This window comes from Chryseobacterium glaciei (assembly GCF_001648155.1).
Classification (GTDB): Bacteria; Bacteroidota; Bacteroidia; order Flavobacteriales; family Weeksellaceae; genus Chryseobacterium; species Chryseobacterium glaciei.
Genome location: NZ_CP015199.1, coordinates 3445727 through 3470379 on the forward strand (window position 1 = coordinate 3445727; position 24653 = coordinate 3470379).

Sequence of the window (24653 nt, forward strand, 5' to 3'; positions counted from 1 at the left end):
AGGTGTTTATTTTGTGGAACGTACTAATTCGACAGAGAATTTGGCCAGACAGCTATTGTCTACCGTTACGGTTCTGGTACCTCTGATTTTATTGTCAGAAATATCATTAAGCAAAATATTCATTTCTACTTTCTTTTTGGCGGTAGAATCTGTTTTGAAATTAAGCTTGATTTCGTTATGATCGAATTTGCCCGCGTACAATCTTACGAGATTATTATTGTTGATAATTTTGGTAACCAATTGAGTAGAATCATTATCAAATTCCCAGGTATCTATACGCTGATCTCCAACGACATAATCACTGCAGTTGGATTCTGTGCAAATTACTTTTCCTGTCCAGTCTCCGGAAATTTCTGTAGGCCACATCACGATTTTAACAGAATCTTTCTTTGAAAAAATACTGTCTCTCATTTTTAATAATGCCTGATATTCGGATTCTTTTTGGGCAAAGAGTTTTTCTTTTTGAAGTAGTTGCTGTTCTCTGGAAATGAGACTGCTCTCTTTTTCTTTATCATTACAGCTTACAAAAAAGAATGGAATTGCCAGAAGTATAAATAGTGTGTTTTTTAGCATACTGAGTATATTGGTCTAAACAATATAAGCAAAAAAACGCAAATGATGAAATTGAATTCCCGAAAATAGGAGGTTGTAGTTAATAAAAATTATACAACTTTCTGTTTTCTAAACATCTCAGGTTTATAATTAATAATAAAAACTCCCATGATAATTAAAACGGCAGCCATGATAAATTTAATGGTAATATTTTCATCCATAATGAGCCATCCTAGAAATATAGCAATAATGGTATTGAAATAAGCTAATATTGAAACCTGAACGGGCGAGATCTTGGTTAAAGCATAATGAAAGGCAAAAAATGCAGCTACAGAACCAAAAACAGACAAATATATCATTGCAGAAATACTTTTTAAAGTCCAGTTTTCGAAATTATAATGATTGGAAAAGATAAAAGCAAAAATGATCTGAACAATTCCCGCAAATAGAAATTGATAGAATAAATTCAAGGAGATATTTCCACTTTGAATATTTAATTTTTTAGTAAAAATCGTTCCCGAAGCCCATCCTGCAATAGCACAAAATAGAAAAATAATTCCCATTCTATAATCTGGATTGGCGAGATCTTTTATTCCGTCCCAGAAAATGAATAATATTCCGCTGAAACACATTAAAACACCTAGAAAAGCTCTAAAACTAAATTTCTGTAAACCAATTGCCACACTTCCCAGAAAAACGAGAATAGGAGAGGACGCACTTATAAGAGAAGCCAGACTGCTTGATACAGTTTCTTCTGCAACGGTGGTCATTCCATTGGCAACGACCAACATTAATGAAGAGAAAATGATTTGATAACCTAAGTTTTTACAACCGATCCATTTAAATTCTTTTCTTGAAAGAAGAACTATCAACATAATCATTGATGCCAAAAACTGTCGGATTCCAGCTACAAACCAAGCCGGAATAGTTTCTACTGCGACACGGATCGCCAGAAAGGTTGTACCCCAAACAAGAGCTACGGTAATGACAGCAAAAATAAGTTTGTAATCTTTCAAAATAGAATAAAAGTGGTAAGCAAATATATCTTTTTTGAAATGAACACAATGGGTACAGTTTGGTGAATTTAGATGGGAACAGAGGAACTTTTGAATTGTATAACGGTGAAATGATGAATAGTGAATTCATTTCATTGTCAATTTTCGACTTGGAAGTGTAATGATTAACAATTCACTTGCGAAGCAAAATTCATCATTTCACCATTAACAATTCACTATCTCATAATTTTAAAATTCTTTATCTTTGAAATCTAATAAAATTGAAGATGGTAGGAATTATTATGGGAAGTCAGAGCGACTTGCCGATCATGGAACAGGCTGCGAATTTTTTAAAAACGTTGAACATTCCGTATGAGCTTACAGTGGTTTCGGCTCACAGAACGCCGGAAAGAATGTTTGATTACGCCAAAACAGCTCAGGAAAGAGGGTTGAAAGTAATTGTTGCCGGAGCAGGAGGTGCTGCACACCTTCCGGGAATGGTAGCAAGTTGTACAATTTTGCCTGTAATTGGAGTTCCTATTTTGTCGAGTAATTCTATTGACGGTTGGGATTCTGTATTATCAATCCTTCAAATGCCGGGCGGAATTCCTGTTGCAACAGTAGCATTGAACGGTGCTTTAAATGCCGGAATTTTAGCCGCAAAAATTATTGGAACGGGTAATGCTGAGGTTGCTGAAAAACTTCAAAAATACCAGGAAGCTTTAAAAGATAAAGTATTGGGAACTGTGGATGATATCAAAGCTCATCATCCTAATCAATATGATAAATAAGGTGAATGGTGAATGGTCAATTTGCTTTGCTTATCAATTTTAAAGTTGGTAATTGACCATTTACAATTCACTAAAAAGCCTCACATTTTGTGAGGCTTTTCTATTTTTAGGAATGTTACTTTTCTTCTGCTTTATTTTTCCAATAGGATACTTGCTCTTTCAACTCTTCGATACGTTCTTCGTATAATTCCGTTATCTTTTCAGATAGAGAATTGATTGTATTGATTGTTCCTACAAACTGAAAAGCCATTCCGCCTTTTTGATCTGTATTCTCTTGTTCAAGATTATTTGTTTCATCGGTAAGAAAATTTTCAGGCTTTACTTCAAAAATTTCACTTAATTTTTCTATATGTGCAGCCCACGAATGGCTTTCTCCTGTCTCTATTCTGGCATATGCAGATTGAGAAATATGTAATTTTTCAGCCATGTCTTCCTGAGAAAATCCTTTAGACTTTCGTAATCTTTTTATTTTCTCTGCAACGTTGTTGGTCATGTCTTTTTTATTTTACACAAATATAAAAATAATTTCATCAAAACAACTTACCCGCCTATCGGGTAGAATTATGCAAAAACAGGTTTTGTATATTGTAGACTATTTCACATATTTGTAGAGTTATAAAAAAATATTATATTTAACAACGTAAAAACAAATGAGAAAAAAATCTATTCTCAGACTATTTTTATTAATAGTCTTTAGCATCTCGCTTTATTCCTGTGTACACGATGAGATTGCATCATCCACAGATCCTTCTTCTAAAGAATACAAATCCAAGAGTTTGTGGAAAGAAGATGAGAAATACATCAAAAATGTAATGCAGGTCTATAATGAAAACGAAACCAAAATAAAAAAAGGAAATGGAATTCCACTTTGGGATTATGCTACAACCATGGATCGGTTTGATGAAAGTTTTTTGATGGTTCCCGTGGTTGATAACGGAAAAGTAGTTTCTGTATTGCAGGTTCCCAGACATGGAGCTAAAGTATATTTTATCTACACAGAGTCTCAGAATGATATAGCTTTTTTTCAAAACTATATTTCTCCAAACCCTAAAAGAGCTCTCAATGCAGATATTAGCAATGGAACTAACAAATTAGTCTGTGTAACAAAGACTGTTTCTACATGGCTTCCTGATAATGAAGATAATCCTAATGGAACAGGCACTTGGGTGTCTACAAGGGTTACTACCTGCACAAAACAGCAGTTAGAAAACTGTACGGGTATTGTATTGCCAGATGGTGAATGTATGGGTGGAGGCGGTGATCCAGGCTATCCTTACCCTGATTATGGAGGCGGCGGTGATCCCCAAGATCCGGAACCTCCGGAAGATCCTTGTGCGAAAACGAAAAGCATAATAAATAATCCTAAAATGCAAGCTGGTCTTCAAGAACTAAAAACTCAATCTACCCAAGGTGGTGAAAAAGGGATAAAATTTAAAGCTGATGGAACACCTTCTGCAACAATAACAGGAGGTGCACATAGTGTTGATTTGGGAGATAAAACAGGATATGCAGGAGGCTATCACAACCACACACCGTCAGGGATACCAATGTTATCACCTCCAGATGTAGATCAATTATTAGGTTTTGCAAGAGCACAGCCTACTTCTAACCCTGCAAATGTAAATAATGCTTATTTAGGAATGGTAGCTCCAAATGGCATGCATTATGTTATTTGGTTTAACGGAAACTATCAAGATTCCTTGACGAATTTCTCGCAAGATCAGTTAGATAATTATGTAAATGATTATATAACTTATAAAGACCTTTTTCTATTAGATAATGCCTATTCAAGTGACCATTTAAATCTAAATAGTGACGGCTTAGAAAAATTATTTTTTGATACATTAAAAAATATGGGACTAGATGGAAAAGTAAATCTGCAAAGAATTGAAAACGATGGTACAGTAAAAATAGTAAGTCTTAATAGTAGTAATCAACCAACTTCATCAACATGCTCACAATAAATTAAAAAATACAATATGAAAACAATAAATATTAAAACAATAATTCTTTTTAGCTTTTTTATAAGTTTTTTTTCTTGTAAAGCACAAGAACATCCATTAAATACAGATTTTAGAAATTTACCTGATTATTCTTATTTAAGAGACTTAAACAATGAATTAAATCCATATATTGGAACATATACTTCAACATATAATGGAAATAATATTACGATTTATATAAATAAACAAGAAAAGAAACTAAAAAGTTTTGGAAGTCAAAAATTCTATAAAGATGTTTTATCTATAAAGTTCATTGTTAAAAATTCATCTGGAAATGTGCTCCAAGATACTCAAAATATGAACTTTGATATTAATCAAATTCGACACACTATTTTCAGTACAATGATTAATCCTTATCATAATTTAGTAATGTTTTCTTATGGAGGTACAAATTGTGGTGTTGGCTGGGGAAGTATATATCTGAAAAAACTAAACTTAAATCAACTTTCTTGGGAATATCGACCAAATGATATGATTCTTGATAGTAGTAAATGTCCAAATGGAACAAATATAAATATTTATCTTCCTGAGACAAAAGATTTAATTTTTACTAAGCAATAAAATAAGCCTCTTCGGAGGCTTTTCCAAATGATGATATATGAAAAAACTATTTTTATTTATACTATTAGGAGGAACATTTTTCTGTAATGCACAAGAAGTCCTTCCTTTAACTAGCATGAACAATGAGCTTCCCCTAAATGCTTATATAAAAGATATAGATAATCAATTACCTGCCTTTGAGGGAAAATGGGAGGGGATTTCAAATAATAAAACATTTACTATTGTTTTCAAAAAAGTGAAATATTATGATACACTTGCACAAAAAAATCCATATTACAAAGATATGCTCTGGGGCAAATTTCAGGTAAAAGACTTAAATGGTAAAACTCTTTTTGATAATCTTTCCCTTGAAGATAATTATTCAAAAATACAAGGTATGCGTATTCATCCTAGTGGAAAGTATGAGTTAATATATATTGATCCGGATTTATGCAATAAAGTAGGTCTTATTATGATTGGATTTACAGATTCTTCAAAAAAAGAATTAAAGTTTAAATATAAAGACTATCCACAAAGCTTGGATTCTAGTTGTTTTTATTATGGTAAACCTATTGATCAACAACCAGATCCATTACCGAAAGAGATTATATTGACCAAACAATAAGTATCTTATAAAACAAGCCTCATTACAATTAGTGAGGCTTGTTTTGTTTTTTAATAAATTTTAAAGAGTGAAATTTATTAAATAAAAAACTCTCCAAATGTTGGAGAGTTTTTCTATTATTCCTGAAGCATATTGTCTCGTGTGTTTTTCTGAACCGCGATAGATCCGAAAAGCGCCAGTAAAAATGCAAAGCCATAAAAACCTTTCTCACTAGGAAGGATGGTGGCATTCCATAATCCGATGGCTAATAAAATGATGGAAGATAAAGTTGCAAACCAACAGATCCCGTAATAAATATCCGTCACTTTGATATTTTCTAATCTGTCACGAACTGCTTTCTGCAAAGAAACAACCGCAAATAAACCGTAGAGTAGGACGGTGAAATAATATCCTTTTTCATTCAATAGCATTTCTGCTCTTACAAGGCCTACGATAAATCCTATCATTCCTGCTCCCAATGCAACCCAAGATGCTGCTATAAATGCATTTGATACATTTTGTTTTTTCATACTTACTGTTTTTGTTAAACGCCAAATATATCGATTTTTTATATAACGTAACATCGGGAAAATACGGTAATAAATAAGTCTTTTTTTGCCTTGAAACTTTGAAAAGGATAACAAAAATTCCTTGGTGGCTGAGGTTCTCGAAGTCACCACTCCTAACATCCTAGCCCGGATAGCAGCGGTTACCCCACAGCAAGAGTGGGAGGGTTTGAGGGTTTAGGTGTTGGAGAGTGTGGGAGCGAGGAGTATGAGCGGATAGCCGGATTAAGCTCCTGAAAAAGTGAATTGTGAATGGTTAATTTGCTTTGCTTGTCAATTTTTTAGTTAAAATAATACATTCTTACAACAAAAAAACTCCCCAAAAAATTGGAGAGTTTCTATATTTTGAGATCCTTCGGCAAGCACAGGATGACATTTTTTAGTATCTGTAGTACTCAGGTTTGAATGGTCCTTTTACGTCAACACCGATGTATTCAGCTTGTTCAGTAGAAAGAACTTCTAATTCAACGCTTAATTTCTTAAGGTGAAGAGCAGCTACTTTTTCATCTAAATGCTTAGGAAGCATGTAAACTTCGTTTCCGTAAGCAGCAGAGTTTGTCCATAATTCGATCTGAGCCAAAGTTTGGTTAGAGAATGAGTTAGACATTACAAAACTTGGGTGTCCTGTTGCACAACCTAAGTTTACCAATCTTCCTTCTGCAAGTATGATAACTTCTTTACCTTCAATTGTATAGATGTCTACTTGTGGTTTAACTTCAGATTTTGTAGAACCGTAGTTTTCGTTCAACCAAGCCATATCGATTTCGTTATCGAAGTGACCGATGTTACAAACAACAGCTTTATCTTTCATTTTAAGGAAGTGTTCTCCTCTTACGATGTTGAAGTTACCAGTAGTTGTGATGATGATATCTGCGTTATCAACAACAGTATCTAATCTTTTAACTTCGAAACCGTCCATTGCAGCTTGAAGCGCACAGATAGGATCAATTTCAGTTACAGTAACGATAGAACCAGCTCCTCTGAAAGATGCTGCAGTACCTTTACCTACGTCTCCGTATCCGCAAACTACCACTCTTTTTCCAGCTAACATAAGGTCTGTCGCTCTTCTTACAGCATCTACTGCAGATTCTTTACATCCGTATTTGTTGTCGAATTTAGATTTAGTAACTGAATCGTTTACGTTGATTGCAGGCATTACCAAAGTTCCGTTTTTCATTCTTTCGTACAATCTGTGAACTCCAGTTGTAGTTTCTTCAGAAAGTCCTTTGATATCTTTTGTGAATTCAGGGTATTTATCAAAAACCATGTTTGTTAAATCTCCACCATCATCCAAGATCATGTTCAATGGTTTTCTGTCTTCACCGAAGAATAAAGTTTGCTCGATACACCAGTCAAAATCTTCCTCGTTTAGACCTTTCCAAGCGTAAACAGGAATTCCTGCAGCAGCAATAGCAGCAGCAGCGTGATCTTGAGTAGAGAAAATATTACAAGAAGACCAAGTAACGTCAGCACCTAAAGCTACTAAAGTCTCGATAAGCACAGCTGTTTGAATTGTCATGTGAAGACATCCAGCGATTCTTGCTCCTTTAAGCGGTTGAGACGGTCCGTACTCTTCACGGATAGACATCAAACCTGGCATTTCTGCTTCTGCAAGGGTAATTTCTTTTCTTCCCCATTCTGCTAGGGAAATGTCCTTAACTTTGTAAGGAACGTATTGTGTTGTTGTACTCATATGTTAATGAATAAGTTTTAATTCGAATTATAATAAGAAGCAAAATTACAATTAATAATTTAGATACAAAAACAGCCGGTTCGGTTTAATGATATGAAATTTTATTTAAATTAAGTTTATTTAGTCTAAATAACCTATTTTTGCAAGGATAAATTTTTATACTATGAATCATACAAATACACAGGACGAAGCTCAGAGACAAGCAAAACCTCTTACTCCAAAAGTAAAAGAACTAATCGCTAATACGAAAAGTATAATTTTAGCTACTGTTGATGCAGAAGGAACACCTAATTCGAGCTATGCACCTTTTGTACAGGAAGACAATGTATTCTATATTTTGGTTTCTTTCATGGCAAAGCATACTAAGAATCTTGCAGACGGAAGAAAAACTTCTGTAATGTTCATCGAAGACGACTCTGCTACAAAACAGATTTATGCTCGTGAGCGTTTAACAATCGAAGCAACTACTTCTCAAATTGAAAGAGATTCTGATACTTGGAATTCTGTTGTTGGTAAATTAAAAGAAACTCACGGAAAAGTAGTTGATGTTATCGCTGAAATGAAAGATTTTATCCTTATCGGTTTACATCCGGTTAAAGGTTCTTATGTAAATGGATTCGGAAGTGCTTATTTTGTAGATGAAAATTTAGAAATTATGGAGCATAGAAATGAAGTGAATCATCAGTCTAAATAAGTTTGAGGGAAGCTGGAGGATGGAAGTGGGAAGTTTTACTACTAACTGCTTTATTTTTTAGCTTTAAAATAATGTTGAATTCACTTGAATCTTAGGATTCGAGTGAATTTTTTTTGTTTTAATTTTTAATTTCAATCTAAATTTTCACGATCAGTTTGTCATGCTGGAAGCATCTCAACGTTGTACATTTAAGTATTCCTTAAATATTTTCACATGACAAACCACACGTTTAACGGTTAGTAGTAAAACTTCCATCTTCAAACTCCTAGCTTCCAGCCCAATTTTTTTCACTAATTTTACTCAATAAATTTATCAATGCCTCTGTATCGCGATTTTTCTGATGACAATGCCACGATTCTCGTATGGAAATACGATGAAACCGAAGATTTGGATATTCATAAACTTCTGGAGCCCGAAAATGCAGAAAAAGTAAAAGATTATCATCCGAAAAAATTGCTGGAAGTATTGATGGTTCGTAAACTTTTGAAAGGTTTAAAACCAAATTCCAAGATATTATATAAGGAAAGAGAACCTTTTCTTTCGCCTAAAGATGCAGAAATTTCTATCACGCATTCTTTTCCTTTTGCAGCAATTGCTATTTCTAAGAATAAGATTGGAATTGATATTGAAAAATTTAATCCTAAAATTTTAAGGGTAATCGATAAATTCACGTATGAAAATGAAAGAGGTTTCATTCCTTTTGATAATGAAGCAACCTTTTATACGATCATTTGGAGCGTGAAAGAAAGTATGTATAAAATTCATCACTCCAAATATTGGTCTTTGAAGAAGAACTATGAAGTAAAAGGTTTTGAATTAAAACATCTTCACGATATAAGCTGCAGAGTTTATGACGATCAGTTTTCTGATGAATTTAAAGCACGCGTAAAATTCTTCGACGATTACTGTTTTACGATTGTTGAGGAATAGCCTTAACGGTTTCTGTAGTTTCGGATTCGCTTTTATATTTTTCGATTACCTTTCTCTGTTCTTTAGCAACATCAAAGATCAATTCCAGCACATCATGAATGTTTTTCAACTCCGTTAAATGAGAAATTTTATCGGGATCTCTTCTGTCTACGATATCGTTTTCTTCAATTTCGGTTCTTCTTTTCAACATCAAATCATCAATAGAAGAATCTTCGGGTTCGATGCGGCTTTCCATTTTCAGGGTTTCGTTGATCTCATCACCATTCAATAACGCGGAAACTTTCTGCATTTCGGCTTCTATTTTTCTGCTCCAGCTTTCTGCATCAATTTCGGGATATTCTTCATTGTTTTTTGAATATTGAGAAAGGGAAGCAGTGTATGCAGTGATAAGGTGTGAAGTTGCCACAAATTGATGAACAACCTCCAATTTTTTCTGCTGATTTTTAGGTTCAGAAATCATCCTTTGAAAGTTATCGGAAAGATTCGCTAATGAAATAATGGCATTTTTTCGCTTTACTTTATAATCTTCAATATCAAAGTCTCCCTCCAAAAATTTAGAAATAACACTTTGAAAATAGATAAGATTGCTTTCCGCAGATTTTTTCATTAAATCTAAATTCTGAGTATGCTCCCAAACCGGTAAAACGATGTAAGAAACCACAAAAGCAATAATTCCTGCCACGATTGTATCTACAATTCTATCTTTAAAAATAACGTCAACTTTCCCCGGACTTAAAAAATTAAAACTCAGGAAAACATAAATCGTCATAAATGAAACCGCCCAGAAATAACGACCTTTCAGAAAACTGAAACACATGATCATACTTAAAAGCAGGATGCTAAATAAAACTGCATTAATGTGTACGAAATGCAAAATAGCATACGCAACAGAAGCCCCTGCAATGGTTCCGTATAAACGAAGTAAGTTCCGCTGTTTTGTGATGGAGTAGGCTGGCTTTAAAATGGCAACTATTGTAATTAAAATCCAATAGGCATGACCAATTGCAAAGAACTGGAACATGGAAAAAAGATATCCTAATAATAAAGCAATAGTAATTCTCAATGCATGCCTGAAATGTGATGAAGATAAAGAAATGTTGTTTCTTAAAACTTTAAAATTAAGCTTCTCTTCGTTAGGCATGAATTTTTTCAAGTCCAATCCGGTTGAAAGACTTTTTGCCAGCTTTACATCTTGTGAAAATACTTTATAGATCTCGTTGATCTCTTTTGTAATTTCATTGATACGCATTAATATTTGGCGTAAAATCATGAAATTTTCAAGAGTATCGGGAGACAGCTGTTTATTTCTAAGCTCGAAATAATGAGCATTTAGATTTTTATGTGCTAAATCCAGATTGGTCATCGGTTTTGCACGGGTTCCGATTTGAAGGGAAATCCCAATATTGGTAATCTCATCCGCCAATAAATTGAGATAATCGTGGATATGGACTAAGATTGTACTGTCTTCAAAACTTTGTTGAAGCTTTTGATAATCACTTTCGGAAGTCATTAATTTTTCGTGCAAATCCATTGAATTAAGGAACATCAACATCAGCAGTCGGCTTGTTGTTGTAGATTCGTTAACGATGGTTCTTGTCTTGAAAACCGTTTCACGAGTTTCTTCTTGCAAGTTTTTAATTCCGATCTGTTTAGCAATAACCTGTGTTGTCAGTTTATCGAAGTCCGGATTTTTTTGATAATAATTGGCTTTGATCTTTAAAAATTCAGCTAACTGAAGATAATTTTCACCAATCATCTGACTGGCTAATTTATAAGGCTGAATTGTTGTTACGACTAGAAATATCAATAAAAACCAAGCACAGCCGGAAGCGAAAATCAATAAACTTTTAAAAATATTGACTCCGCTAAGATGACCATCAATAAAGATCGCCATGACAACCAATGATAATGATCCAACGGCGGCTAATCTTTGTCCGTACACGCCGATCAAAGAGAAAAACATCCCGAAAACAATAAGTTCGAGAAAGACCAGAATTTTAACATGCATCACCAAACTTGCAATAAGCGCAACGAGAACAAAGCAGAAAATAGCAAATGTTAATGCATTTCTTCTTCTTATAAATGGTCCCGGCTGATCACAAAGTGCTACAAAGCTGGTTCCGAGAGGGAAGAGGAAGTATTCTTTCAGAATTCCGAAGTGGGCGAGAACTAAACATGGCAGAACGGTAGCCAATGTAATCCTGATAGCAGAATATACATATTGACTTGTTACGAATTTTTTGAGTTCCGCGGAATAGTTCATTGTGCAAAAATACTTATACAAAACAAAAAAAGCCTTATAAAAATAAGACTTTTGTTAAGATATCTTATTAATTAATATTGAAATTTAAAAATGGATGGCGGTGAATTGTCAATTTTGCTGCGCAAGTGAATGGTGAATATTTCCACTTACTTTGCAGAGCCTTGTCAAGGTTTAAAATCTTGACAAGGCTCTGGCTGTAGAAAATCGTAATGGAAAGATTCGTGTTTGGATTCCTACGGATGAGAAAGTGGGTTTTTATTTCGAAATTGAAAGGAATGACTGAAGTCCTAGCCCTGATCGCAGCATTTGTTTGAGCTCATTTTTTTGGTTTCAGCGCGGCGGCAAAGCCGCCGCGCTGAAACCAAAAAAATAGCGAGTGCGGAGAGCGGGAAAAAGCTTCAAATAAAAAATAATATAGCGTTTCGATGTAATCAAAAAGCTCCTTAAAAATATAAAGTTTTGTGATGAAAAACAAAAAAGCTCCATCAAATGGAGCTTTTATAAACTTGTATGTTATATTGTATTAATTATCAACATTAGAAGTTTCCTCTCCGATGTTCCAAGTTAACCCGAAACGAAGCGTGTTATCTAAAGCTGTATTAATTTTAGACATATTGATAAGGTAAGAAATATCAAGTCCGAAAGAGTTGTATTTTAAACCAATACCGGCAGTTGCAAATTGTCTTGCCCCTTGTTCTTCACTTTCATGGAAATAACCACCTCTTACAGCAAATGCATTATTGTAAGAATATTCCAGCGCTCCACTATACATGATACTGTTAGGGTTTTTGAAAGATTTGCTGATACCGTCTATTGGACCAACGTTTGGTACTGCGTACATTGGTTGTCTTGTATTAGGATCCATTCCGATAAACTCAGAACCAGGAACTAAAAGTTTAGATCCTTCAACGCTAAGACCAATTCTGTTTACATCATCCAAGAACATATCGTAACCGATACCTAATCTAGCCATTGTTGGAAGATAAGATCTAGATTCTTCGTTTCCTGTATAATCTAATTTCGGACCTAAGTTCTGGATTGCTAAACCTGCATTCAATTTACCATCATATCCTCCGATACTTGAGAATCTTGGAGATGTATAGTAAGCTGAAATGTCTACTGCAAATGAGTTTGCAGGTTTAAGAGTTGTATCTGTGTTGAAACCTCCGGCCAAGTCTGAACGAATATATCTACCCGTTACAGCCATTGAATAAGAATCTGAAAGTTTTAGACCGTACGCTACATCAATTGAGAATTCGTTTGGCTTAGACGTACCCATAGAAGTAACTTCTGAACCTACTAATTGAGTTAAATCTACTTCACCCATATTGAAGTAATAAATACTCGCAGAGATGGTAGATCTTTCTTCCTGCCCTAGAAACTTATGGAATGCACCATATAGTAAAAATACATCATTGGTAAGTTTTCCCATGTAAGGCGTGTAGTTGATACCTACGGAAGAACTTGATCTGCTAAAAGGATATTTCGCTGCATTCCAAAATTGAGAAAACGCATCAGGAGAGGTAACTACACCTTGATCTCCCATACCTCCGGCTCTAGCATCTGGTGCGATTCTTAAAAATGGAGCCCCGGTTAACACAGGTCTTACAAGACTTAGATCTTGAGCATACCCTAAAAAACCAGCACCTAACCCAATTCCTAAAAGCAGTTTAGTAGTTAAATTCATATGTTGTCTTTTATATATTATCAGTTTTTTGTTAATATTATTATCTATTATTTTTTAATTTATTTCAAAAGTACCATTTTTTCTACAGCTGTGGCACTTCCTTTGCATTTTTCTTGGTTTTGACTTTTTGCAAATATCTTAAAAATATACGTACCTTTTGCTACTGTTGACCCAAAATCGTCTCTTCCGTCCCATTCTATTGCCTGACGTGGCGTTCTAAAGCCCTGTAGGAACGGTTCTGCAACAACAGGTGTAGATAAAGTTCTTACTAATTTTCCTGTAATTGTATAAATCTGAACATTTACATCCAAAATATCATCACAATTATGCTCAAACTGAATGTAGGTTTTGTTTGTAAATGGGTTTGGCCAGTTCAATGGTCTGTTAATCACCAAGTGTTGGTCTGCTTCATCCTTAACTTCAAAGTCTAACGTAGAGGTTGTCGAATTATTGTTTATATCCCAAACTTTAAATGTTAATTGGTGTTGACCAATCGCTAAATTCCTGAAAGGGTAGGTTACATTCCCTTTTTGGTAATCTGCTAAACTTGGGCTCAAACATCCGTTTCCTTCTCCTGAAGCATAAAAATCATTCAGAACAACTGTATTGATAATTTGACCGTCCAAATATACTGTAATATCGTGACCGATACCAGATCCTGTAGAGTTTATTCCTGTATCATCTGTAACGCATGCTAACAACATTGGGCTTTGGTTGGTGATACCTCCGTTAGCGAAGTTGGTGTTGTTCATGTATAATTTTACTTTTGGCGGTTCGCTGTCATTAATTCCATTAGGGTTGATATCACCGACCTGTACCGCCTGATTGTTGAATACATCTGTCGCTTTGTTATCCGCATAAGCTAAGATCCTTCCTTCTCCGATGGCGTAATTAATATCTTTCGGAACGTAGAATTCTACAGTAAACACTCCATTTACAGCTGTTCCTGATGCTTTTACGATGGCACTTCCTTCTTCTGTATAATTAAGAACGGTAAGATTTCCATCGTTATTTAATGTTTTTTTGTTTAATCTTTTATCGAAAATGTTAATAACAACTCTTCCGTTGAAGCCTGTGTTAATTGTTCCGTTTAGATTATTAATGTGTCCTTTAACTTTTACAAAATCAAGACCTCTGATCAATCCCGGAACCGGAGTTTCGATATTATCAATTATTAATAAACGTTGAGGTCTGCTTAATTTCATTGCAGGATCACCAAGTAGATTTACTTTTAAGTGATTGGAGTCTGCTCCGCTTAATTTCTTGGCATTTAAATGAGCATTTCCTAAAGAAATAAAATCATCACCTACCATTTTGAAAATTTGTTTCGTATAAGTATCAGTAAATGCAATACCATAACCAATACCTACCGCACGGCTGGAAGTGATCATTGTAGAAACCCCTCCTTGTTTTAATTTAATAAACTGCTCACCTGCAGAGAATATCTCAGGATCATCCCATAATGTAAATTCACATGTTATTGTTGATACAAATGGAAATCTACTATAAATATTAGAGAAATTATTTGAGTTCTGAATTTCATCTGTCGTTAATACTCTTTCCTGAGCCCATCCATTGATACCTCCATGTCCGAAATAGAAAAGATATAAACTGTTCCCGATATCATTAGAAATAGCCTGATTTACCTGTGGATATCTTTGTCCTCCTGCTGTACTTTGAGCCTGAAATGCGTCAAGATATAGTTTTCTTACGTTGTATTCTTTAAGAGTAGGACCTGTCTGTTCGAAAACACTTACCAAAGCATTATTCATTGTAGTATGGAATGGTATTGGAGTAGCACTACTATTTTCATCGTGATCATCATCTACAACGAAATCAAGTTTCATACGCCATTCTCCAAAAGGAGTTGACTGGCTAGGAAGGCTGTTGTAATAAGCCAAAACCTTATCCATCATATTAGATGCCTCTGTCGTGTTTGCGGCAGGAATTCTTCCAATCGGTAGATCGGGAAGATTACTTGTGATGAATTGAGCCGTCTGAGGCTGTGTCATTACAATATAGTCATCCGTTACAAAAGAGTTTACAAAATCTCCGGATGCTTCACTTTCATAACTTGAAACAACATTTGAGTTATTTGGGATTCTGTTTTTATAATCATAAGATGTATCTCCTAGTATAAATACATATTTTAATTTTCCAGCTGGGGTATTTAATTTGGTTACAAAATCTCTGATTGCTGTAAGATCTCTGCTTCCGCTTCCGAATTCGTTGTAGATTTTATTAATGTCCACTATCTGAACAGCGAAGTTGCTTTTTGTCTGGTGATAATTGGCTAATCTTTGAGCTTGACCCATCATTTCCGGAGTCGTAAGAATCAGATAATCTATATTTTGCAACGCTGAAAGATCCTGATTGGCAATTCTTTCAACAAACTGAGGGGTAAAAGCTGCATCTGCTCTAAAAGCTACAAATTCATTATTAAAATCTTGGTTTCCCGTAATATATCCAAAGTTGAAATTAGCATTTCCTGTTGCTTTATTTACTCTTCTGTTAGCATTAGTGATATCTGTAACATCCCATACCTGCTCCATTGCAGAGGTGTTTGCAATACTGAAACCATAACCTGTATTGGTGCCACTGGCAAGAGAAAAATCTCTGAAGCTCATTTGTGAACCATTAAAACTTAGGTTTTCTTTGTACTGTACTTCCACATAATCCATATAGAAAGTCCCGTTAGGATTAAATGTAATATTTGGAGTATACTTAAAAGTAATCTGATTTCCCGTTAAACCTGTTATTGTTCCTTCATATTTTATAGGACTAAAATCATAAATATAATTGGATGAATTGGTAGGTACGTTAAACGGAATCGGATTTTGATTATTAATACTGATTGTAAGAACATCTTGTTGAGCTTTATAACCAACTGCTCTGGTTCCGTATCTAATAATATCTGAGCCTTGGATAGGTGAGTTCGTATTAAGCGTAATCGTTTTTTCTGTAGTAAACGGAGCGTCTTCTACCCATATTCTTCCAACTTTTAGTAAGTTTTTTTGATCATTATCGATCACTTGATAGTTATCGTATCTCGTAATTAAAGCTGTTGCAGGTAAATTGGCATCTACAGCCTGCACTCTTTTTCCTACTCCCTTATCGAAAGTTATATAATAATATGAAAAATCATCATAAATGTTTTTAAGATGATTTGCTCTGTCATTTCTTGTTTCTACTCTCTTGAAACCGTTACCATTTCCGGTGTCATAAAGATTGTAACCAGTAGGTCCTTGCGCGTAAAATAAAGCATAATCATTGTCATTCCACACATTGTCATCTTCACCTACAACCTGTATAGCGTTTTCTTGCAAAGCACTGTATTTTACATCCTGATTGTGTTCAGGAAGCATAATTCCACCGTTACCGTAAACTCTTAAATTTTTAGGATTTACTGAAGAAGGGTTAATTCCATTATCTTGTAAAAACTGTCTTGTAATTTTAAAAATTCCTGACTTGTCAACTTTTATTTTATAAAAACCACCAGTTGAAAGAGGGTTGTTTGTTGTTCCGACTTTAGCTGCATTTCCAAAATTATTAGATAAAGATGTTTCAGAAACATCAAATGATGAAAGTCTTTGAACACGTCCTTTTACATTTTTAAATAAAGAAACGTTTAGGGTTGCGTATCTTTCACCTTCCAGATTATAGTAAGTAATATCTGTAACTTCGTAGTTTGGCAATAAGTCTTTATTTAATTCAAATAACTCTCTGTTGGAAATACCTTCCCAAACCAGATTAGAAATTTTCAGCTGCTTTTCTCCAATTTTTTGTTTGGTAGTGATAAAAACATTATTTTGGCCATACGAAAAACCCTCATTTTTAAAGTTGGGGAGATTCAGTTTTGTTTCACCGAAATCTTGAATTTTGGCTCCATCCCAATCGATGGCCGTTTTTTGAGCCCAAATCGCTGATACAAAGCTTAATAGGAATAAAAGCGTGATTTTTTGTTTCATGTTTGATTTTGAAATTTCTAAATTACAAAATAAATGAAAATTTTAGAATTAAATTGCGATACAATAAAATTAATTTGTGAACATTTTTCAAAAAAATCAAATCTTTACTTGATTTATTGAATAATTTATTTTTTCTTTGTACTTTGAAAATATTTATAATCGACTATGAAAAAACTAAAGTTGTTTTCATTAATAGCATTGAGTTCTACACTTGCATTAACCAGTTGTGGTGGGTCAGGTACCAGTAAAGGCGGTGGTACTAAAAAATTTGTCAGCAAGACAGGTTGGAAGCCAAACGAAAAACAGGGTTGGTTTTTTGCAGGAAAGCAACAGAAGCAAAAAGGTTGGCCAGGAATGGTATATGTAGAAGGTGGAACTTTTACAATGGGATTAGTGAAAGATGATGTTATGCACGATTGGAATAACTCACCTCGCAGAATGCAGGTAAGTTCATTCTTTATCGGAGAAACAGAAATTACTAACTATGAATACCGCGAATACCTTACATGGTTGAAGTATGTATTCCCTCCAAGTGATCCAAGCTTTAAGGAAATCTATAACGGTGCTTTACCGGATACCTTATTGTGGGATAACAAACTATCCAGAAACGATTTCAACGAAACGTATTTCCGTTCTCCTGAATTCGATTACTATCCGGTAGTGGGTGTATCTTGGACGCAGGCTAACAGATACTGCGAGTGGTTGTCAGATAGAGCCAACGAAAAAGCTTTAATGCAAGCAGGAGTAATTGCTAAAGATTTATACATCAATGAATCTAATAACCAAGGAGGAACTGCATTTAACATGGATAAATTCAAGTCGAATGATCCGGAAATTCAGGGATATATTAACGAAAAAAGAATGCAGCAAAAAATTGGTATAAAAAGTACCAACCAAAGATTGCTTGCTGCAAACAGAGCTCCAAACGCTGCTATGGTTACAAAATTCAGACTTCCAACAGAAGTTGAATGGGAATACGCAGCTCTTGGGATGGCTAAAAATAGAGAATACAATCAATATAAAGGTAAAAAACCTGAAATTGAATTGCTAAGAGGTACTAAAGGAAGAGATAGAGGTATGTATCTTGAAAACTTCAAAATGGGTACTGGTGATTATTCAGGTATCGCAGGATGGAAAAATGACGGTGCCGCAAGAACTGCAGATGTTAGACAATATCCATCAAACGACCTAGGTATCTATGGTATGTACGGTAACGTTTCAGAGTGGACTGCCGATGTTTACAGACCAATTATCGATGAAAATTTCAGTGATTTCAACTACTACAGAGGAAACATGCCTCAAGCTGTTGTGAAAAACGGTGACGGTACTTATAAAATGGTTGACGAGAGCAATATTAAGTATGATACTTTAGCTGACGGTAGATTAGTTTACAAAAACTTACCAGGCCAGTTTGAAAGAGAAACTATTGCTGATTACAGAGACTATAGAGATGGTGATAGACAATCATCTTTAGATTATAGAACTGCAAGTGATTCTGCTGCTGGTTTCGACATGTACAATTCTCCTAAAACAAGGTTTATTGTAAATGCTAACGGCAAAGTTGTATTACAAAAAGATACTAAGGACAGAACTTCTGCTATGAACAACGATGTTAGAGTAGTAAAAGGAGGTTCTTGGCAAGATACAGCTTATTGGTTAGACCCAGGTCAAAGAAGATATAAAGGCCAAGGTAAAGCTTACGCATGGATAGGATTCCGTGTTGCACAGGATGCTAGAGCTAATGAAAAGGCTAGAACTAGAAGATAATATTTATCAAAAATAATTTCAAAAACCTTCCAAACTATTGGAAGGTTTTTTTATTTTTGAACTATGAATATAGAACAGTTTTACTCTTTATTTTTACAATCTAACAGAGTGACCATAGACAGCAGAAAAATAGGAAAAGATGATATTTTCTTTGCCTTTTCTGGCGATAATTTTAATGCTGCTACCTTTGCTGAAAAAGCGATAAATGAAGGGGCTTTGGCTGTGATAGTAGAGCAGAAAGACTTTGAAAATGTAGACAAAAATATTTTCTATGTTCCTTCTACATTGGAGTTTTTACAAGAACTGGCGATTCATCACAGAAATCAATTGCAGATTCCTATTATCGGACTTACAGGAAGCAACGGGAAAACGACGACCAAGGAAATTATTCATGCTGTTCTGTTTGAAAAATATAGTGTACAGTATACTTATGGAAACCTTAATAATCATATTGGTGTTCCATTGACGATACTTTCTATCAAACCTGAACATGAAATGGCTGTTATAGAAATGGGGGCCAATCACCAAAAGGAAATTGAATTACTTTGTACAATTTCTCAACCTAATTTTGGATATATTACCAATTTTGGAAAGGCACATCTAGAAGGTTTTGGTGGATTCGAAGGAGTCATAAAAGGTAAATCTGAACTATATGATTATTTGAAAAATCATCATCAGACTATTTTAGTCAACGAAAATGATCCAATTCAATCAGAAAAAACAGAGACTTATCAGCCAAAAATTACTTTTGGAAAAGAAAGCTCAGACTATAACTTTGAATCTTTCTCTGAAGAACATTTTGTAGGATTATTATATCAAGATAATAAAGCATTATCAAAACTTACAGGAGACTACAATTTTACAAATCTTTGCGCTGCTGCAAGTTTAGGGCTTCATTTTGGAATTGATTTTGAAAAAATTAAACAAGCCATTCAAAATTACACGCCAACGAATATGCGTTCTCAAATCGTTAAAAAAGAAGATAAAACATTAGTTCTTGATACGTATAATGCGAATCCAAGCTCTATGATGGCTTCTTTGTATAATTTCATTACTTTTGAAGGTTCAAAAACAATCATTATAGGTGATATGCTGGAACTAGGAGAGGAGAGCGAAAAGGAACATCAAAACATCCTGAAACTAGCTCAGGATCTCGGTTTTAATGAAATAATAACTGTCGGTGGACATTTTAAAAATATAAATTCTTCAGCATCAGCTTTTCTTAATACAGCGGAATTAATAGAATATTTAAAACTGAATACCATTCAATCAGAAAATATTCTATTAAAAGCTTCAAGAGGAATTTCTCTGGAAAAAGCGATAGACTTTATTTAGTCTTCGTGTTCCAGAATTCTTTTACAATCAGTTCAATATTTTTAAAAGTGCTTGGGAAAACCTCATTTTCTATTTGAGTGGTGTTTTTCCAGGCAACTTCGGTAATACCTTCTTCGATCTGAGGTTTTGAGGTGTCTTCTCCAAAGAAGTTCATGTCAAACCAATGCGTGCATTTCAGGACTTTATCACCGTTTCTTTCAATGTAAATATGGTAAGTTGTGTTGATGAAATCTACCAGTTCTACATTACTCAGGCCTGTCTCTTCCTCAATTTCTCTTACAGCAGACTCTTCTCTGGATTCGCCTTTTTCCATTTTACCTTTCGGAAGATCCCATTTTCCGAGTCTTTTGATGAAAAGCATATCGCCTTTTTCGTTATTTACCAATCCACCCGCAGCTTCAATTATTCTAAAAAGTTTTTGAAACTCAGCCCAGATCTCATCAATATTTTCACCGAATACATTTATTTCTTTTACAGATGTATTCTCCAAAAGATCCAAAGCGATCTCCAAAGTTGTGAAACTTTCGTAGCTGATCTTTTTTTCGAGCTCTTCGGATTGCTTAGACAGCAATAATTTTTTTTCGTTCACAAAAACTTTATACATTTGTAATTAATTAAGAATTTAAATACAAAAATAAAAAATGAATTTAGAAGGACGAAAGATTATTGTCAATAAATCATCTAAAGAATTATCCGAAATACTAAAAACCCCTGAAAATTATAAAGATTTTATGCCAGACGGTCTTCAAAAGTTTGAAACCAGAGAAGATGGCTTTAAATTCGGGTTACAGGGAATGCCGGAAATCGCTTTAAAAATAGATGAAGTTACAGAGGAGAAAGCAGTTTTAAAGTCTGCAAGTTCTAGTTTAGATTTTGCTTTAACGGCAACTTTAAACCCGATCAGCGAAAATCAGACTGAAGTACAGATGCTTTTTGAAGGAAAATTCAATCCATTTATCAAAATGATGGTAGAAAAACCTCTACAAAACTTCATCAATACCTTAACGGATAAGATAGAAGCTTATAAATAATATAGAAAACCTTCAGTAATGGAGGTTTTTTTATGTTTAATATTTAAATATTAGGATTTTTTTTTCGAGGTAAATGGAAAAGGCGCGAGCGAAGCGAGCGTCAAAGAAGATAGTATTAGCGAATTGAAGAATAATTTAACAAATTAAACCAGAGGAATGATCGCGTGAACTTCCTGTTGCAGAAGCAAGCACATTGATCTCATTATTGAGCCTTAAAATACCCATAAAAGCAAAAATCAGCGCTTCTTTATAATCTATGATCTCTTTTTTCGGAATGATGATCTCAGTTGTGGTTTTTTCTCTTATTTTTTCAATTAAATAAATATTATAAGTTCCACCGCCAGTAAAAAGAATATTTTTCAAGTTATTTTCATTAATAACTTTAGAAATTTGTTGAGCTACATGTTCTGTGAACGTTGCTAAAACATCAATCGTTTCAATATTCTGAAACAAAGAGAAAATATTTTCGTTGCACCACTCAATTCCTAATGATTTTGGATGGAATTGTTGGTAGAAATCTAATGAATTAAGTTTTAATAATAATTCGTTATTAATTTCCCCTGTTTTCGCCAAATCCCCATTTTCATCAAAGCTTTTATTGAATTTTTGAACTAATTTATTCAACACAATATTAACGGGAGCGATGTCAAAAGCTATTCTTTTATCATTAATTTTTAACGAAATATTAGAAAAACCGCCTAAATTAAGGCAAGCATTATATTGAGAGAATAGCAATTCATCACCAATCGGAACTAAAGGCGCCCCATTTCCACCCATCAAAACGTCTTGAGATCTGAAATCATAAATTACAGGTAAGTCAGTTTCTATTTTAATGGCTCTTCCGTCTCCAATTTGTAGAGTGAATTTTTTTTGAGGTTGATGAAAAACCGTATGACCATGAGATGCAATCAGATCAATATTTTTTAATTCAAATTTTTGAATGAAATTTTGGGTGAGTTTTCCTAAATAAAAACCGTATTCTGAATGTAATTCTAATAATTCTTCAGCCGAAAGTTGAATCGAATTGCGGAGTTTATCTTCCCAGATTTTAGGATAAGGAATTGTTTCTGCCTTTATGATCTGAAAACTCCAGGTTTCCTTTTTTTCAAATGTTGCATAGCAGATATCCAAGCCATCCAGGCTGGTTCCAGACATTAATCCTATTGCATGCAAGATCATAACAGATATTTATTTTTTAGATTCGGCTAACTTTTTAGTACTAAAGTTTCCAGAATTTTTATAGAAAGTATATTCAGAAAAATCATCTTTTGCCGTCATTCCATTGGCTCCGATAAGGGTAGATCCGTCTTCCATTGTTACAAAAACGGTATCACGCGTAAATATTCTTTGTTTTTTTTGATCCCAAAAAATACTTTGCATGGCAAATCTCTGTCCTTCATTTGTTGTAATTCTTACATCGCCTTTTGCTTCGTAGAACTTTTTATATTCAAAAATTCGGGCATATTTTGCAGTAATTCTTCCGGGAATTTTAGGTTTTTTCTTGTCGAAAAATTCAATGTTAATTCCTTTTCTAGCAACAGTATACGGGCTGTCTATCAATTCATATTTTTCAATGATAGGAGCGAGGGCTTTCATGCTTATAAAACCGGAATCTCTTTGAATAATCTTAGCATTGTGAATGATCGTTGAAGGAAAATTTTTGCTTTGAAGACCTTTGGATTTGGTAAGATCTTCTTCACAGGATGTCAAAACAAAAAATATAGCACAACTAAAAAGGTATGCTATATTTTTATATGATATGTTTTTTATAAACTTCATTGTTTTATTCAAGTAAACGCTTTCTGAACCACTTATCAGCAAAATTGAAACCAACTTTTAAGTTAACGTAATTCTGATTAATCAGGTTATTGTCAAGTGTTCCTCTTTTTCCGACTTCTAAACCAAGTTCAAGACCACTCATTCTTGTTATGCTGCTTGTTTTGAATGGAAGAAGTACTCCGGCAGAAATACCAAATTTATTGATGTTTGTTCCTGCAATTTTAAGACTCCCTTTTTCATAGAAAGCACCATATCTGTAGACAACTCTTGAAAAATAATTTCTAAAGTTGTTGTAGTTTGGCAAATACCAACCTCCGGCAGAAATTCTATAAGAATCTTGTAGATCTAAACTTTTTCCGAAATAAGTAATTGATTCTCCTTTTTTATAGTCTACCTGACCGGAAAGGAACCATTTGTTCTCTTCACCATATCCTACACCGACAGAAGCCTGTATTGGTAAAAGGTTTTTAGAACTTGTACTTTTTTCTTCAATAATGCTTTCTCCAGTTTTTACATCTCCGGCAGCGTAATAGTAAGTACTGTTTTTATAGTCAGTCATCATATTACTTGTGTTTCCAAAAGTAGTAGTAGCACCAATTGTCAGCTTACGGTCGTTACGGGTATCCAGTTTTTGGTAACTTGCTCCTAATGTGAAGTTGAAGTTTTTAATACTGTTTTTAGTTTCATAACCGTTGATCAATTCAGCATTAGAATATGCAATTTCGTTCGTATCATAAAGATTACCGAAGTAATAATTAGCTCTAGCTCCCACTGAGAACTGATCTGCCACTTTATAAGATAAGGCGATCTGTGCAGCGTTCAATGTACCTGATCCTCTAAATCTGTTGGCTATTACAACTCCATCACTATCTCTAGTTGTAGAATTTAGGATGTCATAGCTTTTAGAGCTGTACGGCTGATAAGAAAGTCCCATCTTTAACTTTGGTGACAAAGGAAAGGCCAATGAAATATTAGACAAATACGTAGAATGTTTTGTAGACTTCGTATTATTATAATCAGTTTTGAAATAATTATTTTCGTTGGTAGCTTCCAATCTTATACTTGTAAGCTCGAAATTTGCATTATTTGCAGGGTTTGCGAAGTTGAAACTACTCGTAAAGTCACTTATATAAGCGGTGGAGATCCCTCCCATAGAAGCAGTTTCAATCGTATTATCATATTTTACATCTCCAATTCCGTAAGTTGCATAAGGTGAGTTACTCAGACTCTGCGCATTAAGGAAGTATCCAACTGATATGAATGATAGTACAAAGATTTTTTTCATTCTTTATTTTTAAAATAATGCGCAAATATCTTAAATATTAATGAATTGTAAAAGTTTCATGAGGTTAAAGTTTGTTAAGGGCTTCTCTTTAAGCAAAAAATCTAATTTTCAGTAAATTAAAATATCGATTTTATTAAATCAAAAAGGCTGCTCATCGTATGAGAGCAACC

The 24653-nt window shown here is 34.1% G+C and carries 21 protein-coding genes; 9 read left to right on the top strand and 12 right to left on the bottom strand.

The window, feature by feature from the left end; genetic code table 11:
- Nucleotides 1-6 precede the first annotated feature (6 nt).
- Together A0O34_RS15590 and A0O34_RS15595 are read right to left on the bottom strand one after the other, a co-directional pair.
- Nucleotides 7-573, bottom strand: a complete 567-nt coding sequence (locus A0O34_RS15590) for a hypothetical protein (RefSeq protein WP_066756469.1) — start codon at nt 571-573, stop codon at nt 7-9.
- Between the two features lie 89 nt (nt 574-662).
- A complete protein-coding gene (locus A0O34_RS15595) occupies nt 663-1568 on the bottom strand; it encodes a DMT family transporter (RefSeq protein ID WP_066756472.1) in 906 nt (301 codons plus the stop codon).
- Nucleotides 1569-1834: 266 nt separating this feature from the next.
- On the opposite strand from A0O34_RS15595, the gene purE reads away from it, so the two are divergent.
- Entirely contained in the window at nt 1835-2338 is a 504-nt protein-coding gene (purE, locus tag A0O34_RS15600) for a 5-(carboxyamino)imidazole ribonucleotide mutase (RefSeq protein ID WP_066756475.1), read from the top strand.
- Nucleotides 2339-2453: 115 nt separating this feature from the next.
- Here purE and A0O34_RS15605 read toward each other — a convergent pair whose 3' ends face one another.
- Nucleotides 2454-2831 (bottom strand): helix-turn-helix domain-containing protein, encoded by a 378-nt coding sequence (locus A0O34_RS15605; protein ID WP_066756478.1) that lies wholly within the window; start codon nt 2829-2831, stop codon nt 2454-2456.
- 157 nt (nt 2832-2988) lie between these two features.
- Between A0O34_RS15605 and A0O34_RS15610 the strand changes: the two genes are divergently transcribed.
- From A0O34_RS15610 to A0O34_RS15620, 3 genes are read left to right on the top strand one after another with little or no spacing between them, the layout of a single operon-like run.
- Nucleotides 2989-4302 carry a hypothetical protein gene (locus A0O34_RS15610; RefSeq protein WP_066756481.1) on the top strand — a complete coding sequence of 438 codons (1314 nt, stop codon included), beginning with the start codon at nt 2989-2991 and terminating at the stop codon, nt 4300-4302.
- A gap of 15 nt (nt 4303-4317) precedes the next feature.
- Nucleotides 4318-4902: a DUF6705 family protein gene (locus A0O34_RS15615; RefSeq protein WP_066756483.1), complete on the top strand. Its 585-nt coding sequence runs from the start codon at nt 4318-4320 to the stop codon at nt 4900-4902.
- 37 nt (nt 4903-4939) lie between these two features.
- On the top strand, nt 4940-5506 hold the full coding sequence (locus tag A0O34_RS15620) for a DUF6705 family protein (RefSeq protein WP_066756486.1): 567 nt from the start codon (nt 4940-4942) through the stop codon (nt 5504-5506).
- A 116-nt stretch (nt 5507-5622) separates the two neighbouring features.
- On the opposite strand, the gene yiaA is transcribed toward A0O34_RS15620, so the two are convergent.
- Together yiaA and ahcY are read right to left on the bottom strand one after the other, a co-directional pair.
- Entirely contained in the window at nt 5623-6015 is a 393-nt protein-coding gene (gene yiaA / locus A0O34_RS15625; RefSeq protein WP_066759762.1) for an inner membrane protein YiaA, read from the bottom strand.
- A 415-nt stretch (nt 6016-6430) separates the two neighbouring features.
- Nucleotides 6431-7744 carry an adenosylhomocysteinase gene (gene ahcY / locus A0O34_RS15630; protein WP_066756489.1) on the bottom strand — a complete coding sequence of 438 codons (1314 nt, stop codon included), beginning with the start codon at nt 7742-7744 and terminating at the stop codon, nt 6431-6433.
- A 163-nt stretch (nt 7745-7907) separates the two neighbouring features.
- Here ahcY and A0O34_RS15635 point away from each other — a divergent pair, with 163 nt between their 5' ends.
- Nucleotides 7908-8438, top strand: a complete 531-nt coding sequence (locus A0O34_RS15635; RefSeq protein ID WP_066756492.1) for a HugZ family pyridoxamine 5'-phosphate oxidase — start codon at nt 7908-7910, stop codon at nt 8436-8438.
- A gap of 315 nt (nt 8439-8753) precedes the next feature.
- Nucleotides 8754-9368, top strand: coding sequence for a 4'-phosphopantetheinyl transferase family protein (locus tag A0O34_RS15640; RefSeq protein ID WP_066756495.1), 615 nt, complete (start codon nt 8754-8756; stop codon nt 9366-9368).
- Here A0O34_RS15640 and A0O34_RS15645 read toward each other — a convergent pair.
- From A0O34_RS15645 to porU, 3 genes are all read right to left on the bottom strand, one after another.
- Complete coding sequence (locus A0O34_RS15645; protein ID WP_066756497.1) at nt 9349-11631, bottom strand: FUSC family protein; 2283 nt, start codon at nt 11629-11631, stop codon at nt 9349-9351. The genes A0O34_RS15640 and A0O34_RS15645 overlap by 20 nt on opposite strands.
- A 523-nt stretch (nt 11632-12154) precedes the next feature.
- Nucleotides 12155-13318 carry a type IX secretion system outer membrane channel protein PorV gene (gene porV / locus A0O34_RS15650; protein ID WP_066756499.1) on the bottom strand — a complete coding sequence of 388 codons (1164 nt, stop codon included), beginning with the start codon at nt 13316-13318 and terminating at the stop codon, nt 12155-12157.
- A 59-nt stretch (nt 13319-13377) separates the two neighbouring features.
- Nucleotides 13378-17286 (bottom strand): type IX secretion system sortase PorU, encoded by a 3909-nt coding sequence (gene porU, locus A0O34_RS15655; RefSeq protein ID WP_066756501.1) that lies wholly within the window; start codon nt 17284-17286, stop codon nt 13378-13380.
- Nucleotides 17287-17451: 165 nt separating this feature from the next.
- Here porU and gldJ point away from each other — a divergent pair, with 165 nt between their 5' ends.
- Nucleotides 17452-19053 carry a gliding motility lipoprotein GldJ gene (gene gldJ / locus A0O34_RS15660; RefSeq protein ID WP_066756503.1) on the top strand — a complete coding sequence of 534 codons (1602 nt, stop codon included), beginning with the start codon at nt 17452-17454 and terminating at the stop codon, nt 19051-19053.
- Nucleotides 19054-19116: 63 nt separating this feature from the next.
- The gene (locus A0O34_RS15665; protein WP_066756512.1) at nt 19117-20388 is read left to right on the top strand and encodes a UDP-N-acetylmuramoyl-tripeptide--D-alanyl-D-alanine ligase; all 1272 of its coding nucleotides are present in this window, start codon (nt 19117-19119) and stop codon (nt 20386-20388) included.
- On the opposite strand, the gene A0O34_RS15670 is transcribed toward A0O34_RS15665, so the two are convergent.
- Nucleotides 20381-20992 carry an NUDIX hydrolase gene (locus A0O34_RS15670; RefSeq protein WP_066756521.1) on the bottom strand — a complete coding sequence of 204 codons (612 nt, stop codon included), beginning with the start codon at nt 20990-20992 and terminating at the stop codon, nt 20381-20383. The genes A0O34_RS15665 and A0O34_RS15670 overlap by 8 nt on opposite strands.
- A 37-nt stretch (nt 20993-21029) precedes the next feature.
- Between A0O34_RS15670 and A0O34_RS15675 the strand changes: the two genes are divergently transcribed.
- On the top strand, nt 21030-21419 hold the full coding sequence (locus A0O34_RS15675; RefSeq protein ID WP_066756524.1) for an orotate phosphoribosyltransferase: 390 nt from the start codon (nt 21030-21032) through the stop codon (nt 21417-21419).
- Nucleotides 21420-21554: 135 nt separating this feature from the next.
- On the opposite strand, the gene A0O34_RS15680 is transcribed toward A0O34_RS15675, so the two are convergent.
- From A0O34_RS15680 to A0O34_RS15690, 3 genes are read right to left on the bottom strand one after another with little or no spacing between them, the layout of a single operon-like run.
- On the bottom strand, nt 21555-22598 hold the full coding sequence (locus A0O34_RS15680; protein WP_066756527.1) for an anhydro-N-acetylmuramic acid kinase: 1044 nt from the start codon (nt 22596-22598) through the stop codon (nt 21555-21557).
- Nucleotides 22599-22607: 9 nt separating this feature from the next.
- Entirely contained in the window at nt 22608-23198 is a 591-nt protein-coding gene (lptC, locus tag A0O34_RS15685) for an LPS export ABC transporter periplasmic protein LptC (protein WP_066759764.1), read from the bottom strand.
- 4 nt (nt 23199-23202) lie between these two features.
- Nucleotides 23203-24483 (bottom strand): hypothetical protein, encoded by a 1281-nt coding sequence (locus tag A0O34_RS15690; RefSeq protein ID WP_066756529.1) that lies wholly within the window; start codon nt 24481-24483, stop codon nt 23203-23205.
- Nucleotides 24484-24653: the final 170 nt, after the last annotated feature.

What these genes read in the sequence shown, in the direction of transcription:
- purE (WP_066756475.1), top strand. Translation starts at nt 1,835, where the DNA reads ATGGTAGGAATTATTATGGGAAGTCAGAGCGACTTGCCGATCATGGAA.
- A0O34_RS15645 (WP_066756497.1), bottom strand. Translation starts at nt 11,631, where the DNA reads ATGAACTATTCCGCGGAACTCAAAAAATTCGTAACAAGTCAATATGTA.
- yiaA (WP_066759762.1), bottom strand. Translation starts at nt 6,015, where the DNA reads ATGAAAAAACAAAATGTATCAAATGCATTTATAGCAGCATCTTGGGTT.
- ahcY (WP_066756489.1), bottom strand. Translation starts at nt 7,744, where the DNA reads ATGAGTACAACAACACAATACGTTCCTTACAAAGTTAAGGACATTTCC.
- A0O34_RS15590 (WP_066756469.1), bottom strand. Translation starts at nt 573, where the DNA reads ATGCTAAAAAACACACTATTTATACTTCTGGCAATTCCATTCTTTTTT.
- lptC (WP_066759764.1), bottom strand. Translation starts at nt 23,198, where the DNA reads ATGAAGTTTATAAAAAACATATCATATAAAAATATAGCATACCTTTTT.
- gldJ (WP_066756503.1), top strand. Translation starts at nt 17,452, where the DNA reads ATGAAAAAACTAAAGTTGTTTTCATTAATAGCATTGAGTTCTACACTT.
- A0O34_RS15620 (WP_066756486.1), top strand. Translation starts at nt 4,940, where the DNA reads ATGAAAAAACTATTTTTATTTATACTATTAGGAGGAACATTTTTCTGT.
- porU (WP_066756501.1), bottom strand. Translation starts at nt 17,286, where the DNA reads ATGAAACAAAAAATCACGCTTTTATTCCTATTAAGCTTTGTATCAGCG.
- A0O34_RS15690 (WP_066756529.1), bottom strand. Translation starts at nt 24,483, where the DNA reads ATGAAAAAAATCTTTGTACTATCATTCATATCAGTTGGATACTTCCTT.
- A0O34_RS15670 (WP_066756521.1), bottom strand. Translation starts at nt 20,992, where the DNA reads ATGTATAAAGTTTTTGTGAACGAAAAAAAATTATTGCTGTCTAAGCAA.
- A0O34_RS15610 (WP_066756481.1), top strand. Translation starts at nt 2,989, where the DNA reads ATGAGAAAAAAATCTATTCTCAGACTATTTTTATTAATAGTCTTTAGC.
- A0O34_RS15640 (WP_066756495.1), top strand. Translation starts at nt 8,754, where the DNA reads ATGCCTCTGTATCGCGATTTTTCTGATGACAATGCCACGATTCTCGTA.
- porV (WP_066756499.1), bottom strand. Translation starts at nt 13,318, where the DNA reads ATGAATTTAACTACTAAACTGCTTTTAGGAATTGGGTTAGGTGCTGGT.
- A0O34_RS15635 (WP_066756492.1), top strand. Translation starts at nt 7,908, where the DNA reads ATGAATCATACAAATACACAGGACGAAGCTCAGAGACAAGCAAAACCT.
- A0O34_RS15615 (WP_066756483.1), top strand. Translation starts at nt 4,318, where the DNA reads ATGAAAACAATAAATATTAAAACAATAATTCTTTTTAGCTTTTTTATA.
- A0O34_RS15680 (WP_066756527.1), bottom strand. Translation starts at nt 22,598, where the DNA reads ATGATCTTGCATGCAATAGGATTAATGTCTGGAACCAGCCTGGATGGC.
- A0O34_RS15665 (WP_066756512.1), top strand. Translation starts at nt 19,117, where the DNA reads ATGAATATAGAACAGTTTTACTCTTTATTTTTACAATCTAACAGAGTG.
- A0O34_RS15675 (WP_066756524.1), top strand. Translation starts at nt 21,030, where the DNA reads ATGAATTTAGAAGGACGAAAGATTATTGTCAATAAATCATCTAAAGAA.
- A0O34_RS15605 (WP_066756478.1), bottom strand. Translation starts at nt 2,831, where the DNA reads ATGACCAACAACGTTGCAGAGAAAATAAAAAGATTACGAAAGTCTAAA.